Origin of the sequence: Streptomyces sp. NPDC047043, assembly GCF_040644055.1 — a bacterium.
Classification (GTDB): Bacteria; Actinomycetota; Actinomycetes; order Streptomycetales; family Streptomycetaceae; genus Streptomyces.
The window spans coordinates 345,643-361,645 of sequence record NZ_JBEYVO010000006.1 but is presented as its reverse complement, the minus strand read 5'-3'; the positions used below and the strand labels follow the sequence as shown (position 1 = coordinate 361,645).

At 69.9% G+C, this 16,003-nt stretch carries 13 protein-coding genes; 3 read left to right on the top strand and 10 right to left on the bottom strand.

Annotated elements, in window-relative coordinates:
• Positions 1-367: 367 nt before the first annotated feature.
• Positions 368-1,375, bottom strand: coding sequence for a stage II sporulation protein M (locus ABZ880_RS12400; protein WP_361260520.1), 1,008 nt, complete (start codon positions 1,373-1,375; stop codon positions 368-370).
• A 130-nt stretch (positions 1,376-1,505) separates the two neighbouring features.
• Here ABZ880_RS12400 and ABZ880_RS12395 point away from each other — a divergent pair, with 130 nt between their 5' ends.
• Entirely contained in the window at positions 1,506-2,477 is a 972-nt protein-coding gene (locus ABZ880_RS12395; protein WP_361260518.1) for an RDD family protein, read from the top strand.
• A gap of 111 nt (positions 2,478-2,588) precedes the next feature.
• Here the strand turns inward: ABZ880_RS12395 and ABZ880_RS12390 are convergent, their stop codons facing one another.
• Positions 2,589-3,203: a hypothetical protein gene (locus ABZ880_RS12390; RefSeq protein WP_361260516.1), complete on the bottom strand. Its 615-nt coding sequence runs from the start codon at positions 3,201-3,203 to the stop codon at positions 2,589-2,591.
• Between the two features lie 149 nt (positions 3,204-3,352).
• Positions 3,353-4,810, bottom strand: a complete 1,458-nt coding sequence (gene ahcY / locus ABZ880_RS12385) for an adenosylhomocysteinase (protein ID WP_361260514.1) — start codon at positions 4,808-4,810, stop codon at positions 3,353-3,355.
• A 469-nt stretch (positions 4,811-5,279) separates the two neighbouring features.
• Here ahcY and ABZ880_RS12380 point away from each other — a divergent pair, with 469 nt between their 5' ends.
• Together ABZ880_RS12380 and lepB are read left to right on the top strand one after the other, a co-directional pair.
• Positions 5,280-7,415 (top strand): fructose-specific PTS transporter subunit EIIC, encoded by a 2,136-nt coding sequence (locus ABZ880_RS12380; protein ID WP_361260512.1) that lies wholly within the window; start codon positions 5,280-5,282, stop codon positions 7,413-7,415.
• 108 nt (positions 7,416-7,523) lie between these two features.
• Positions 7,524-8,192, top strand: coding sequence for a signal peptidase I (lepB, locus tag ABZ880_RS12375; protein WP_361260510.1), 669 nt, complete (start codon positions 7,524-7,526; stop codon positions 8,190-8,192).
• A gap of 10 nt (positions 8,193-8,202) precedes the next feature.
• Here lepB and ABZ880_RS12370 read toward each other — a convergent pair whose 3' ends face one another.
• From ABZ880_RS12370 to ABZ880_RS12340, 7 genes are all read right to left on the bottom strand, one after another.
• A complete protein-coding gene (locus tag ABZ880_RS12370; protein ID WP_361260508.1) occupies positions 8,203-9,183 on the bottom strand; it encodes a cation diffusion facilitator family transporter in 981 nt (326 codons plus the stop codon).
• Between the two features lie 136 nt (positions 9,184-9,319).
• Positions 9,320-10,471, bottom strand: coding sequence for a mannose-6-phosphate isomerase, class I (manA, locus tag ABZ880_RS12365; RefSeq protein ID WP_361260506.1), 1,152 nt, complete (start codon positions 10,469-10,471; stop codon positions 9,320-9,322).
• Between the two features lie 73 nt (positions 10,472-10,544).
• Entirely contained in the window at positions 10,545-11,672 is a 1,128-nt protein-coding gene (locus ABZ880_RS12360) for an SIS domain-containing protein (RefSeq protein ID WP_361260504.1), read from the bottom strand.
• Between the two features lie 130 nt (positions 11,673-11,802).
• Entirely contained in the window at positions 11,803-11,973 is a 171-nt protein-coding gene (locus tag ABZ880_RS12355; protein WP_007382472.1) for a Trm112 family protein, read from the bottom strand.
• A 273-nt stretch (positions 11,974-12,246) separates the two neighbouring features.
• Entirely contained in the window at positions 12,247-13,611 is a 1,365-nt protein-coding gene (locus ABZ880_RS12350; RefSeq protein WP_361260502.1) for a phosphomannomutase/phosphoglucomutase, read from the bottom strand.
• Between the two features lie 130 nt (positions 13,612-13,741).
• Entirely contained in the window at positions 13,742-15,358 is a 1,617-nt protein-coding gene (locus ABZ880_RS12345) for an L-lactate permease (RefSeq protein WP_361260569.1), read from the bottom strand.
• Between the two features lie 129 nt (positions 15,359-15,487).
• Positions 15,488-15,907 (bottom strand): DUF3499 domain-containing protein, encoded by a 420-nt coding sequence (locus ABZ880_RS12340; RefSeq protein ID WP_361260567.1) that lies wholly within the window; start codon positions 15,905-15,907, stop codon positions 15,488-15,490.
• Positions 15,908-16,003 lie beyond the last annotated feature (96 nt).

Here is a 16,003-nt window from a genome sequence, read left to right as displayed (position 1 = left end):
CTTCGTACTCACCCTCACGGGCTTTCCTCCGGGCGCTTCCCTTCGGTCTTGCGTTTCCGACTCTATCAGACCGTTTCCCGGCCCGATTTCCTCGGTGCTTTCCAGGTTCCCGCTTTCGCGTTTCCCTTTCCGGCGGCTCCGACTTTATCAGAACTTTCGAGCCGGACTGACCGGCCACTCATTTCTGGTTGATCGGAAGTGGCTTCATCGAAATCCATGTTCCGAGAAGCAGACAGACACTCACCGTTGCCGACCGGACTAGATCCAGTTCCAGGCAACTGTTCGAATCTACCTCCCCACTTGGTCCGTGTCAACGGCTCCCGTGGGGCGAAGGAGAGACTAACAGCTCAGCGGGTGTGTCCGCACATCAGGCGGCCGTCGGAACCGTGGCGCTGCGCTCGACCGCATCGACGTCGCCCGTCTCTCCGGCGCGGGCCGCTCGGCCGCCCAGGACGAAGACGTACATAAGGAAGGCCAGCTCGGCAGCGATTCCGATGCCTATTCGGGCCCAGGTGGGCAGGCCCGACGGGGTCACGAAACCTTCGATGGCGCCGGAGACGAAGAGGACCAGCGCAAGGCCGATTGCCATGCCCACGGCAGCGCGCCCCTCCTCGGCAAGGGCAGTGCGTCGGGAGCGCGGTCCCGGGTCGATGACGGTCCAGCCGAGGCGGAGTCCGGTGCCGGCGGCTACAAAGACGGCGGTCAGTTCGAGCAGACCGTGCGGCAGGACGAGGCCGAGGAAGGTGTCGAGCCGTCCGGCCGAGGACATCAGACCGAAGCCGACGCCGAGATTGAGCATGTTCTGGAAGAGGATCCAGAGGACAGGCAGACCGAGGAAGACGCCCAGGATCAGGCACTGGGCCGCTGCCCAGGCATTGTTCGTCCAGACCTGGGCCGCGAAGGAGGTTGCGGGGTGGCTGGAGTAGTACGTCTCGTACTGACCCCCGGGGCGAGTGAGCTCGCGCAGTTCACTGGGGGCCGCGATGGTGGCCTGCATTTCTGGATGGGTGCCTATCCACCAGCCAAGGAGGACAGCAACGACGGTGGACAGAAGCGCGGTGGGCACCCACCAGCGGCGTGATCTGTAGACCGCGGCGGGGAAGCCGTGTGCAAGGAAGCGTGTGACGTCTCTCCAGGAGGCGCGCCGGGTGCCTGTCACGGCACTACGCGCGCGTGCGACGAGTTGGCTGAGCCGCCCGGTCAGCTGGGGATCGGGAGCGCTGGACTGGATCAAGGAGAGGTGGGTGGCCGTGCGCTGGTAAAGGGAGACGAGTTCGTCGGCCTCGGCACCGGTGAGGCGACGTTGGCGTCTGAGCAAGGCGTCGAGGCGGTCCCACTCAGCCCGGTGGGTGGTGACGAAGACGTCGAGGTCCATCGGTTTGCCTGCTCCTCGGCTGTTCGTCGGCGGCTCGTCATGGATGTCAGCTTGTCGTACTGCGGCGCAATGCGCCCTCAGCTTGGCAGACTGGCCGTTCTGAGGGCAGGCCAGGGGAAGGACGACGGGCGTGAGTGAGCTGGTGACGGGCGAGGCGGTGGCGTTGGAGTTGCGCCCCGCGAGGCTGCCCAGCAGGGCGCTTGCGATAGTGCTCGACCTGGCCGTGGCCGTGGTCGTCTACATCGCTCTGACCATCGCGCTGATCGCTTCCACGTCTTCGCTGGACGAGGCGGCGCAGGTCGCGGTGTCGATCGCAACCTTCGTGCTGGTACTGGTGGGCGGGCCGATCGCGGTCGAGACGCTCAGCCATGGGCGGTCGCTGGGGAAGATGGCCTGCGGGCTGCGGGTGGTGCGGGACGACGGTGGGCCGATCCGGTTCCGGCATGCGCTGGTCAGGGGTGGAATCGGAGTGGTCGAGATCCTGATGACCTTTGGGGTCATCGCCTGCATCGCGTCCTTCGTGTCCGCTCGCGGGCGGCGGCTCGGCGATGTGTTCGCCGGGACTCTTGTCGTACGGGAAAGGCTGCCTGTCGCGCGGACGGGTTTTCTGCCTCCGCCTCCGCCCTGGCTGGCCGGGCGGTTCGCGGAGCTTGATCTGTCTGCGGTGCCGGACGGGCTGTGGCTCGCTGTCCGGCAGTATCTGTCGCGGATGCAACAACTGGACCCGCAGGTCGGCTGGACCATGGCGGAACAACTCGCCTCGGACCTCGCGGCTCGTACGGGTACGCCGGTGCCGCAGGGTGTTCCGCCTACGGCGTATCTGGCGGCGGTGGTGCAGGAGCGGCAGGCCCGGGAGGTGCGTCGCACCTTCGCGAACGGCCCGTCTGCGAGCGCGCCGGTTGCGGCAGGCCTGGGCGCGAGTCCACAGCCTGTGGATGGCGCGCCGACGGCTGGAGCTCCGGGCGGTTACATGCCTCCGGCGGGGACTCCCGGAGTTGCGACTTCCCCGTCTGCCGTGTCGCGGGATGTGCCGACGAGCGATCGTCCCCCTGCCGGGGCGAGCGAGGCTGACCAGACCACGGGGTTCGTACCGCCGGCCTAGTCACTGCCTCGGCTTCGGTGGTGTGCCGCACGAGCAGTCGGATCCGTGCGGCGACGCCGCGTCTGCCCTCGCCGCCCGGTTCGCCTCCCTGCCAGTTCGGCTCCCTCCGGCTCAGGCGAGGGTGGACGGCGGTGACTCGAGGTCTTCGAGTTCGATGCCGGGCGCCGAGAGCACCACGTCGCCCGCGATGTGCACGGCGTGCTGCTCGCCGGTGTCCAGGGCTGTGACCTGGTATTCGTCCACGGTCAGAGGGGCGTTGTCAGTGGCGTGTGTTTCTCTGTTCACCAAGGCCCAGGACTGGTCCACGGTGCGCGGGGCGAGGACGGGGTCTGTGAAGGCGACGAGGCGTACGCGGGTTGCTGAGGCGGAAGGGGTGAGGCGCAGGAGACGGGTGGTGGCAATGAGGAACGCGGGGGACGTGCCGGTGAAGGCGTGGGCGTGGACGTTGCCTTCGGTGGCACGAGACCCGGTCGGGTCCGTACGGACCCAGGTGACACCGTCGAGGGCTGCACCGCGCACCTGCCAGCCGGCTGCGTGGAGTTCGAGGCGGATGGGGCGGCCGAGTTCGTCGAGGGCAAGGTCGACAGAACCGCTGTGCTCACCCGTCGGGGTGGCCAGTTGGGAGACATAGCGCCAGCCGGAAGGGCCGGGGGCGCAGTGGAAGTGCTCTTCTGCGAGGGGGGTGTGATCGTGCGGATCGTGGAGCGAATAGCGGCCGCGGGGCATGGGGGTCCTGGGTCTTGACGGGCTGATCCGGGCGCGGCGGCCAAAGGGGCAGGCCCCCGACACGGGGGTGCGGGGGCCTGCCTTGGCGGAACTGCTGCTGGTGGGCGTGTCAGCGCACCGACGCGCTCACCGCAGCGGCGCCGAGCCGCTCAGTAGCGGTAGTGGTCCGACTTGTACGGGCCCTCGACCTTCACGCCGATGTACGAGGCCTGCTCGGGGCGGAGCGTGGTCAGCTTCACGCCGAGCGAGTCCAGGTGCAGGCGGGCGACCTTCTCGTCGAGGTGCTTGGGCAGCGTGTAGACGCCGGTCGGGTACTCGGACTGCTTGGTGAACAGCTCGATCTGGGCCAGGGTCTGGTCCGCGAACGAGTTGGACATCACGAAGGACGGGTGGCCGGTGGCGTTGCCCAGGTTCAGCAGGCGGCCCTCGGACAGCACGATGATCACCTTGCCGTCCGGGAACGTCCACGTGTGGACCTGCGGCTTGACCTCGTCCTTGACGATGCCGGGGATCTTGGCGAGACCGGCCATGTCGATCTCGTTGTCGAAGTGGCCGATGTTCCCGACGATGGCCTGGTGCTTCATCTTGGCCATGTCCGAGGCCATGATGATGTCCTTGTTGCCGGTCGTGGTGACGAAGATGTCGGCCTTGTCGATGACCTCGTCGAGGGTCGTGACCTGGTAGCCGTCCATCGCCGCCTGCAGCGCGCAGATCGGGTCGATCTCGGTGACGATGACGCGGGCGCCCTGGCCGCGCAGGGACTCCGCGCAGCCCTTGCCCACGTCGCCGTAGCCGCAGACGACCGCGGTCTTGCCGCCGATGAGGACGTCGGTGGCGCGGTTGATGCCGTCGATCAGGGAGTGGCGGCAGCCGTACTTGTTGTCGAACTTCGACTTGGTGACGGCGTCGTTCACGTTGATCGCCGGGAACAGCAGGACGCCGTCGCGCTGCATCTCGTACAGGCGGTGGACGCCGGTCGTGGTCTCCTCGGTCACGCCGCGGATCTCCGAGGCGAGCTGGGTCCACTTCTGCGAGCCATTGGTGATGGTGCGGTTGAGGAGTTCGAGGATGACGCGGTGCTCCTCGTTCTCGGCGGTGTCGACCGAGGGGACCTTGCCGTCCTTCTCGTACTCGACGCCCTTGTGGACGAGGAGGGTGGCGTCACCGCCGTCGTCGAGGATCATGTTCGGGCCGCCGGTGGGGGTGTTCGGCCAGGTCAGCGCCTGCTCCGTGCACCACCAGTACTCCTCCAGGGTCTCGCCCTTCCAGGCGAAGACCGGCACGCCCTGCGGGTTCTCGGGCGTGCCGTTCGGGCCGACGGCGATGGCGGCGGCCGCGTGGTCCTGGGTGGAGAAGATGTTGCAGGAGGCCCAGCGGACCTCGGCGCCCAGGGCGACCAGGGTCTCGATGAGGACGGCGGTCTGCACGGTCATGTGCAGGGAGCCGGTGACGCGGGCGCCGGCCAGCGGCTGCGTCTCGGCGTACTCCTTGCGGATCGCCATCAGGCCGGGCATCTCGTGCTCGGCGAGGGTGATCTCCTTGCGGCCGAACTCGGCCAGGGAGAGGTCGGCGACCTTGAAGTCCTGTCGGTTGTCGACAGTCGTCATTGCGAGCTGCTCCTCGGGGTTGGGTCGAGGTGGGTACGGCTGGTCTGCGCGGCGGCGGACACAGGGGTGCCCGAAGAGGACACAGGCATGCCCGGTGCGCGCAGCGCAGTCCGTCGGAGGCCCTCTCTCCCTCGGTCGGTCCGCGATGGGACCGCCCGACCGCCATCAGCAGCGACGTCTGGCTCCACCCCAAGCTACACCGGCCGACCCGACCGCCCCAGTCCGGCTCCGAACAGATCGCGCCGATCGCGGCGCACGACGGGTGGGGCTCGCGGAGGCCGGGGAGAGCGATAACAAGACACGTACGAACGGGAGAACAGGAGTCAACAGACCAGGGTGAACAGGACTTTTGCATCTTTGAGTCGGTCGAGTGGTGGTGCAGGATGCCCTGCAGATCGGGAACTGCTGATCGATCTTGCGGGGCGTCCGGGACGGCGCTTCGCGCAAACAAAGGCGTTAGGAGATCGACGTGACCAGTCCGGCCGGCCCTCCCCCCACGGGCGGCGGCAACGGCGAGCGCAGGCGTGTGAAGCTGCTCGCGGTGACCGCATGCCCGACCGGCATCGCACACACGTACATGGCTGCGGAGAAGCTCGCGCAGGCTGCCGAGAGCCGCGGCATCGAGATGAAAGTGGAGACCCAAGGATCAATCGGGGCTGAAAACGTCCTCGATGACAACGATGTCAGCACCGCGGACGGCGTCATCGTCGCCGCGGACAAGGACGTGGACCTGAGCCGTTTCGCAGGCTTGCGGGTTCTCAAGGTCGGGGTGGCGGAGGGCATTCACCACCCCGACCGGCTGATCGAGCAGGTGCGGTCGGCGCCCGTGCATGAGCCCGGGAGCACGACGGCAGCCTCCTCGGGAGTTGGCGGGAAGGAGCGGAGCGTCGCGTACAAGGCGCTGATGAACGGGGTCAGTTACATGATCCCGTTCGTGGTGGTCGGCGGGCTGTTGATCGCCATCTCGCTCTCGCTCGGCGGGCACACGGACCCCTCGGGCGGCCTGGTCATCCCGAAGGACTCCTTCTGGATGGACGTGAACAACATCGGGGTCATCGGCTTCACGCTGATGGTGCCGATCCTGTCCGGGTACATCGCGTACGCCATCGGCGATCGGCCCGCCCTCGTGCCGGGCATGATCGGTGGCTGGATCGCCAACACCGGGTCGTTGTACGACTCGAAGGCGGGCGCCGGGTTCATCGGGGCGATCGTGACCGGGTTCCTGGCCGGGTATCTGGTGCTGTGGATCAAGAAGGTCCGGGTGCCGAAGTTCGTGCAGCCGATCATGCCGATCATCGTGATCCCGATCGTGGCGACGACGGCGCTCGGGATGTTCTTCATCTACGTCATCGGCAAGCCGATCTCGTGGGTGTTCGAGCACCTGACCAGCTGGCTCAGCGGGATGACGGGTACGAGTGCGGTTCTGCTCGGTGCGATTCTGGGGCTGATGATCGCGTTCGACATGGGCGGGCCGGTCAACAAGACGGCGTTCCTGTTCGGCGCCGGGCTCATCGCGACCGGCAACCAGACGGTCATGGGCATGTGTGCGGCCGCGATCCCGGTCATGCCGCTGGGTCAGGGTCTGGCGACGCTGATACGGAAGCGGCTGTACACCGAACAGGAGCGGGAGACCGGGCTGGCCGCGCTGTTCATGGGCTGCTTCGGCATCTCCGAGGGCGCGATCCCGTTCGCGGCGGCGCGGCCCGCGCAGGTGATTCCGGCCAACATGCTCGGCGGCGCGGTGGCCGGTGCGGTCGCCGGTGTCGCCGGGGTGGAGGACGCGGTGCCGCACGGCGGGCCGATCGTGGCGGTGCTGGGTGCGGTGAGCGGCGTGCCGATGTTCTTCGTGGCGGTGGTGATCGGCACGGTCGTTACCGCGCTCACGACGGTCGCCCTTGTCGATGTCAGTGAGCGGAGGCGGCGAGGCGCGTCGGCGGCCGACGCGGGTCTGGCTGATGCCGAGCGGGCGCTGGTCGGAGCGGGCGTGGGTGTGTTGTCGGGGACGGGCGGAAGTGCTGTCGTACCGGCGCAGGCAGTGGGCGCATCCGGGCCCGCGGCCTCGGGCTCGGACGGTGCAGGCTCCGCAGCCTCTGCTCCCGCCACGACGACTGCCGGGGGCTCGTCGGACGAGCCGTCGGACGCCCGGATCGAAGTCCTCTCCGGTCATCTCACCGACGAGACCGTGAAGCTTCGGCTCGACGCGCGGGACAAGGAGGCCGGCATCCGGGAGATGGCCGGACTGCTGGCGCGCAGCGGCAAGGTCGCGGATGTGGACGAGTTGGTGCGGACGGCGCTGCGACGCGAGGAGCAGGGCACGACCGGGCTCGGCGAGGAAATTGCGATTCCACACGCCAAGACGGATGCGGTGACCGCGCCGGTCGTCGGGTTCGCGCGGTCCGACGAGGGCGTCGAATGGGGCTCGTTGGACGGTACGAAGGCGCGGCTGGTGTTCATGATCGCCGTACCGGAGGCGGCCGCGGGCGATGAACACCTGCGGATTCTGGCGTTGTTGTCACGGAAGTTGATGGACGCCGGGTTCCGGGAGCGGCTGCTGGCGGCCGAGGACGAGCGGGCGGTCCTCGGCGCGCTGGGCGAGATCCGCTAGCCGGCTCAGGGCCCGTGTCCAGGGGCGGACACGGGCCCGCACAGCTGGTTCACAGAGTGCCGCTACCCTCTGCGCGGCGCGGATGTTCCGTGTGGGGAGGGAGTGGCGATGAGCGGGGCGCGGAAGCTCGGGATCTGGGCGGGGGTGCTGGGGCCGCTGGGGCTGGTGCTGGTGATCGTGGCGCTGGTGAGCCTGTGGACGGGCTACCACGGGACCACGGTGGCCAGTGAGAGCATGTCGCCGACGTACACACCGGGGCAGCAACTGGTCTACGAGCGTATGGACGGGACCGGGGTGCGGCGGGGCGACGTGGTCCTCTACTTGGCACCGGACCGCTATCAGGGGGCCGTCGTCATGCAGCGCGTCATCGGAGTGGGCGGCGATCACGTCGTGTGCTGCACGGGGGAAGACAAGGACGAGCGGCTCCTCGTGAACGGCAAGCCGCTCGAAGAGCCGTACGTGCCGGACGGCATCGCCGACGGAACGCACCAGTCGTACGACGTGCAGGTGCCCGAGGGCCGGCTCTTCGTGCTCGGTGATCACCGGTCGAACTCGCGGGACTCGCGGGCCTTCCCCGACGACCACGGAGGCACGGTGCCCGTGAGCGCGGTCCAGGGCCGCGTGGCGGACGACTACACCGTGCCGGCGCTGCTCGGGGTGGCCGCGCTGGTGGGGCTGCTGCTGGCGCTCACCGGGCTCGGGCTGGGGATCGCGGCCGTGGCCGTACGGAAGCGTGTCGTCGTACCTCCGCCCCCGCCCTGGGCCGTGCAGGTCTGACGAAGGGGTGTCAGTGACCGGCGGGGTGCGGCGCCGGTCCGCCGGGCGTCGCCTCGCGGTCCGGGCCCTTCGCCGCCTCGGCCTCGCTGTAGATGTCCGGTTCGAGGTAGATGACGCGGGCGATGGGGACGGCTTCGCGGATGCGGGCCTCGGCGGCGTTGATGGCGGAGGCGACCTCGGCGGCCGTGTCGTCGTGCTGGACGGCGATCTTGGCGGCGACGAGCAGCTCCTCGGGGCCGAGGTGGAGCGTGCGCATGTGGATGATGCCGGTGACCGTGTCGCCGTCGACGACGGCGGCCTCGATCTTCTTGACCTCGTCGGCGCCGGCGGCCTCGCCGAGGAGGAGGGACTTGGTCTCGACGGCGAGGACGAGCGCGATCAGGACGAGCAGGACGCCGATGCAGACGGTGCCGATGCCGTCCCAGACGCCGTCATCGGTGAGCAGGGCCAGGCCGACGCCGCCGAGGGCGAGGACCAGACCGATGAGCGCGCCGAAGTCCTCCAGGAGTACGACGGGCAGCTCGGGCGCCTTGGCGCGGCGGATGAACTGCGACCAGGACAGCTTGCCCCGCAGCTCGTTCGACTCCTTGATGGCCGTGCGGAACGAGAAACCCTCGGCGATGATCGCGAAGACGAGGACACCGACCGGCCAGTACCAGTGCTCGATCTCGTGCGGGTGGCGGATCTTCTCGTAGCCCTCGTAGATGGCGAACATGCCGCCGACGGAGAAGAGGACGATCGAGACGAGGAAGGCGTAGATGTACCGCTCACGGCCGTAGCCGAAGGGGTGTTGCGGGGTGGCCTCGCGCTCGGCCCTCTTGCCGCCGATCAGCAGCAGGAACTGGTTGCCGGAGTCGGCGAGCGAGTGCACGCCCTCGGCGAGCATCGACGAGGAGCCGCTGAACGCGAACGCCACGAACTTCGATGCCGCGATCGCGAGGTTGGCGCCGAGTGCCGCCACGATCGCCCTGGTGCCGCCTGACGCGCTCATGTGTCCGCGTTGTCCCTTCGCCTTCGTACGTACGCCGTCCGGGGCCCCGCCTCGTCGCGGCTTTGCCCGTCCTTTGCCGGTGGGCCATTCTTGCAGCCCTGCCCGGCGACGGCGCGTCAGGTATCCACAACCCCGGTCATACGATCACAGTGGCCCGGAAGACCGTACCCGTTCCGGACACTTCGGCCTTTTCGCCGGCCGGTACGAAGACCGACTGGCCGGGGCCGAACTCGTGCTCGCCGGCCCGCACCGTACCGGCCGTGCAGAGCAGGATCTGCGGGGTGGCGCGGGTGAGGTCGTGGGCGGAGGTGCCCTCGGGGAGGACGTAACGCGACAGCCGGAACTCGTCGATCGGCGTCTCGTAGACCTCCTCGCCGTCCGGGGACGCCTCGGGGCGCAGCACTCCGGGGTCACTGGCCTCGAAGTTGACGATGCGCAGGAGTTCGGGGACGTCGACGTGCTTGGGCGTCAGGCCGCAGCGCAGGACGTTGTCGGAGTTGGCCATGATCTCGACGCCGAGGCCGTTCAGGTACGCGTGCGGGATGCCCGCGCCGAGGAACAGGGCCTCGCCGGGCTGCAGGCGCACGTAGTTGAGGAGCATGGCCGCGATGACACCGGGGTCGCCTGGGTAGTGGTGGGCGATGTCCGCGTACGGCGCGTAGTCGCCGCCGAGGCGGGTGCAGGCGGCCGCGGCCGCGGCGACCGTGTGGTGCATCTCCTCGGGGTCGGCGGTGAGGATCGCCGTGAGGACCTCGCGCAGGGCGGCGTCCTCGGGGTGGGCGTGCAGCAGGTCGACGTACGGCTTGAGGGAGTCGACGCCCAGGCCGTCCAGCAGATCGGCCGCCCGGAGCGGGTCGCGGAAGCCGCACAGGCCGTCGAACTCGGTGAGCGCGCAGATCAGTTCGGGCTTGTGGTTGGCGTCCTTGTAGTTGCGGTGCGGTGCGTCGACGGGGATGTTCCGGCGCTCCTCGTCCTCGTAACCCTCCTTCGCCTGTGCCAGGTTGGGGTGCACCTGGAGGGAGAGCGGGGCGCCCGCGGCGAGGATCTTGAGGAGGAAGGGCAGTCGGGGGCCGAACCTGGCGACGGCCTGCGGGCCCAACTCCCGCTCCGGAGCGGCCTCGATGACCTCGACGAGCGTGCCGCGCTCCGTCCGGGAGGGGGCGCCGGGGTGGGCGCCCATCCACATCTCCGCCTGCGGTTCACCGGTCGGTTCGACGCCGAGCAGGTGCGGGATCGCGGTGGTCGAACCCCAGGCGTAGGGGCGGATGGTGTTGTCGAGGCGGTCCATGCTGTGTCTTCGTCTCCGTACGTACGCCGCTCGGCGGGCGTTGGTCAGTGGGCGCGGGTTGCGCGGGTCAACGTCAGGCCCCCGAGGCGAGCGCCAGGTAAACGGCGGCGAAATCCGTGATGGCGATCAGTTCGGCGAGAGTCTCCAGTTCGCCACCCTCCTCCGGCTCCAGTTCACTGATCGGCGTGTCGTGGCTGAGGGCCAGGTCACGGGCGGCGGGAGCAGCCGTGAGGCCGCCGATCGGGCGGTCGCGGAGCAGCACCACGCGTGCGTGCAGCGCGGGTGCTTCTTCTACGCGGTCACGGAAGAAGTCGTCCGGGTCGGCGCTGGCGGCGAGCGGGCCGGCGAGGAGGGCGCTGTGCGCGGCGAGTGCCTCGGGGAGTTCCGCGACGACCGCCGGGCGGCCGGAGAGTTCGGCGAGGGCGGCGGCGAAGCGGCGGCCTGCGGGGCCCGCCGAGACGCCTTCGGTCCATACGACCGGCAGCGCGTCGGCGAGTTCGGCGGCGAGCGTCTTGGCGGGGTTGCTGTAGGTCGCGATGGCGGGACCGCAGCGCTCGGCGATGTCGTCGAGGCGGTCGGCGACCTTCTCGATGGCGTCCGGCGGGGCGGTGAGCAGGCCGGTGCGGTCGAGGAGAGCGAGGAGCGGGGTGAGCAGGGCCCACAGGACTCCCGGGGCGGATGCGGCGAGCGCCTCGTCCTGCTCGTACGGGGCCGTCGCCAGCGGCACGAAGAAGCCGTGGGCGCTTTCCACCGCCTCGGTGAGCGGGGTACGGGCAGGGGCGACTGCGACGACCGTGCAGCCTCGGCGGTAGGCCGCGTCGGCGAGCAGGGACAGGCCGGGTTCGGTGCCGTCGGGGGTGGTGATCAGGAGCAGGTCGACGCTTCCGGCCCAGCCCGGTAGTTCCCAGCGCAGGGCGCCCGCGGCGGGGGCGACACCGGTGGGGGCGAGGCGGATGACGGGGCTGCCGGGGCCGGCGAGGGTGCCGAGGAGGTCGGCGGCGCAGATGGCTGCGGCGCCGGGGCCCGCGATGAGCACGGCGCGGGGGCGGCCGTCGGGCTTGAGGTCGTGGACACCTGCCTCGGCGGCGTGCCGGGCCGCTGTGCGGACGCGGGCGCCTGCCTCGGCGGCGCCGCGTAGCAGGCCGCGGCGGTCGGCCTCCGAGAGGGCCTCGGGGGTGTCGAGCAGCGATTCGTCGAGCATGGGCGGCAGCCTCCGATCGCCGGGGGTTCCTTGGGTGCGCGCCGGCGTCGTACGCGCGCCGGGGGCTTTGTGCGCGGTGGCCGTGTGCGCGGTGGTCTGGGCGCAGTGGCTTTGCGCGCGGGACTCGGCGTTACGCGGGGCGGCGGGCCTCGTCGACGAGCAGGACGGGGATGCCGTCGCGGACGGGGTATGCCAGGCCGCAGTCCTGGCCGGTGCAGATCAGCTCGGTGTCCTGCTCCTTGAGGGGGGCGTGGCAGGCCGGGCAGGCGAGGATCTCCAGGAGGCCGGCTTCGAGCGGCATGGGGTGTCCCTTCGGGCGGGTACGCGGGCGCGTGCCTGTGTGTGCGGTTGCGGATGTGCCTGGTCAGGGTACCGCCGTGGGGGGCGGGGTGCCGGGGTTGGGCGGGAGTGGGGTGAGGGTGGCCGTGGGAGGGGTCGCCCCCGCCGCCCCTACCCGTCCCATCTCCAGGTGCGCTGCCCCTTCGACCCCGCTGGGGGCTCCGCCCCCAGACCCCCGATCGGCCCTTGAGGGGCCTCGTCCTCAAACGCCGGACGGGCTGGAAGTGCGGAACCCTCAGGCTCGGATGATCGCCAAGGCCTCGTCCCGGATCTTTGCCATCGTCGCCTCGTCTCTTGCCTCCGCGTTGAGGCGCAGCAGGGGTTCCGTGTTGGACGGGCGGACGTTGAACCACCAGTCGGTGGACGTGACCGTCAGGCCGTCGAGTTCGTCGAGGGTGACGTCCTCTCGGGTGCCGTACGCCGACTTGACGGCCGCCAGGCGGTCGGCCTGGTCGGTGACCGTGGAGTTGATCTCGCCGGAGCCCACGTAGCGGTCGTACTCGGCGGTCAGGGTGGAGAGCGGGCCCTCCTGGCCGCCGAGGGCCGCGAGGACGTGCAGGGCGGCGAGCATGCCCGTGTCGGCGTTCCAGAAGTCCTTGAAGTAGTAGTGGGCGGAGTGTTCGCCGCCGAAGATCGCGCCCGAGTTCGCCATCTCCGCCTTGATGAAGGAGTGGCCGACGCGGGTGCGGGCCGGTGTGCCACCGTGCTCACGGACCACTTCGGGGACCGACCACGACGTGATCAGGTTGTGGATGATCACGCCCTTGCCGCCGTTGCGGGCAAGTTCGCGCGCGGCCACCAGGGCCGTGATCGCGGACGGCGAGACGGGGTCGCCGTGCTCGTCGACCACGAAGCAGCGGTCCGCGTCACCGTCGAAGGCGAGGCCCAGGTCGGCGCCCTCTTCGCGCACGCGCTTCTGCAGGTCGACGATGTTCGCCGGGTCCAGCGGGTTCGCCTCGTGGTTCGGGAAGGTGCCGTCGAGTTCGAAGTACATCGGGACGAGGGTCAGGGGGAGGCCCTCGAACACCGTGGGGACCGTGTGGCCGCCCATGCCGTTGCCCGCGTCGACGACGACCTTCAGGGGGCGGATGGAGGTCAGGTCGACGAGGGAGCGAAGGTGCGCCGCGTAGTCCGACAACGTGTCGCGCTGCGTGATCGTTCCCTGCCGTGCGGCGGGCTGCGGAGCGCCCGACTCCGTCCACTGCTCGGCCAGTTCGCGGATCTGCGTCAGGCCGGTGTCCTGGCCCACCGGCGCTGCGCCCGCCCGGCACATCTTGATGCCGTTGTACTGCGCCGGGTTGTGCGAGGCCGTGAACATCGCGCCCGGGAGGCCGAAAGCGCCGGACGCGTAGTAGAGCTGGTCCGTCGAGCACAGGCCGATCTCCGTGACGTCGGCGCCCTGGGCGGCCGCCCCGCGCGCGAAGGCACGCGACAGGCCGGGGGACGACGGTCGCATGTCGTGGCCGGTCACGATCGCGTTCGCCCCGGTCACCCGGACGAAGGCCGCCCCGAAGAGTTCGGCCAGCGACTCGTCCCACTGGTCCGGGACCACTCCGCGTACGTCGTACGCCTTCACGATCTGCGACAGATCAGCAGCCACGGCCAACCCTCCTGAAGTCCTATCGGTCGCCCCAAACTACCCGTACCGACCGACAGCGCGCCGTGTGATCCCCCACTGGACTCCCAGCCGTAACCTCACAGGTCAGAGCCGGGTGAGAAACCGGGAAGAGTCAGGGCAGCATCCAGTCCAGGACGGGTGAGCTCTGGCCCACCACGATCAGGCACATCACCAGCAGCAGGCCCACGCTCCAGGGCAGCACCTTGCGGAGCAGATCCCCTTCGCGGCCCGCGAGGCCCACGGCCGCGCACGCGATGGTGAGGTTCTGCGGCGAGATCATCTTGCCGAGGACGCCACCCGAACTGTTCGCGGCGGCCAGGAGTTCGGGCGACAGGCCCGACTCACGGGCCGCGGTCACCTGCAGTGCGCCGAACAGCGCGTTGGCCGACGTGTCCGAACCGGAGACCGCCACCCCGAACCAGCCCAGGACGGGTGACAGGAAGGCCAGTCCGGCTCCCGCCGCCGCCACGAAGTGGCCGATCGTGCCCGCCTGTCCGGAGAGATTCATGACGTACGCGAGCGCCAGTACGGAGGTCACGGTCAGGATCGCGAACCTCAACTCGTGTACGGTCGCGAGCCATTCCTTGACGGCCACGCGCGCGTGCACGCCGAGTACCACCGCCGTGCACACTCCGGCGAGCAGCACGAGCGTGCCGCCGGTCGACACGACCGGCCAGGTGAACACGTTGCCGCCGACCGGCTTCCCGTCCGGCCCCGCGACGTCCAGGAACGGCCAGTCGTACGTCTGGGTCGCTTCGGCCAGCCAGTCCTTGACGGCAGGGATCTGCGCGACCGAGAAGATCGCGACGATCAGCGCGTACGGGGCGTAGGCGCGCAGGACTTCGCGTCGAGGGTCCTCTTCGTCCAACTCCTCGCTGCGCACGCCGGTCAGCACGGACGCGCGTACGGACTCGGTGGCGGGCACACGCGCGTGCGGTACGGCGACCAGGGCGCCCGCGCCCGCCAAGGAGGCGCCGATGTCGGCGAGTTGCGCGGACACGTAGTTGGAGGCGGCGAACTGGGCCACGGCGAAGGCGATTCCGCACACCAGGGCGGGCACCCAGGTCTCGCGCAGGCCGCGTCGGCCGTCCACCAGCCAGACCAGGACGAGCGGAACCACCAGTGCCAGCAGGGGCGTTTGACGTCCCACCACGGAGGCCACGGAGTCCAGCGGCAGCCCCGTCACCTGGGCGAGCGTCACGACCGGTGTGCCCATCGCGCCGAACGCGACCGGCGCGGTGTTGGCGACGAGCGCGACGACCGCGGCGCGCACGGGGTCGAAGCCGAGGGCGACCAGCATGACCGAGCAGATCGCGACCGGCGCTCCGAATCCGGCGAGCGCCTCCAGGAGGGCGCCGAAACAGAAGGCGACGACGAGCGCCTGGATGCGCGGGTCGTCCGAGAGCCGGCCGAAGGAGCGGCGCAGGATGTCGAAGTGCCGGGTGCGGACCGTCATCCGGTACACCCACAGGGCGTTGACGACGATCCACAGGATGGGGAAGAGGCCGAAGACGGCTCCCTGGGCGGCACTGGAGAGCGTCTGGTCGAGCGGCATGCCGTAGGCGAGCCAGGCGACCAGAACGGCCGCCAGGAGGCCTGTGGCGCCCGCCAGATGCGCCTTCATGCGCACTCCGCCGAGCAGGACCAGGACGATCACCAGGGGCAGGGTCGCGACGAGGGCGGACAGGCCGAGCGAGTCGGCGACGGGTTCCAGTTCCTGGACGTACACGGGCGCCTCCCCGGATTCCGGCATGCGGAAAGCGATTTCCCGCCGGTCTCCCGGAATGGTCGTGTCCGCGACAAGGGCGCGTCAATGGGCGTGCACCGCTGGGTGGAACGAGTGAGGGGGTGAACGCTCTCAGTTGTCCGGCGACCGCAGTACCCGCAGATGCCCGCGCCGCGCGACCTCCATCGGGTCCGCCGTGCGCCCGCCGCCGCCGGCCGCCCGCTCCTGCGGACGGGCCGCCTCACGCACCGCGTTGGCAAGCGCTTCCAGGTCGTCGCCGCTGGGGCGGGCCGGAGCGGAGCCGTCGAGAAGCCGGACTACCTCCCAGCCGCGCGGGGCGGTGAGGCGCTCGGAGTGCTCGGCGCACAGGTCGTAGCAGTGGGGTTCGGCGTAGGTGGCGAGCGGGCCGAGGACCGCGGTCGAGTCGGCGTAGACGTACGTCAGCGTCGCGACGGCGGGGCGGCCGCAAGCGGTGCGCGAACAGCGACGTACAGGGCTCACGACGTTGGACGGTACCGCACTCTTGAGCGGGCCGCGACGACTCTCCCCCAGGTCACTCCACCGTGTCGTAGTGTGAAACGTCCCACACACCTCCCGCGGAACACCCTGCTGACCTGCACGGATGCGCATTCACAGGGCATCGGGCAC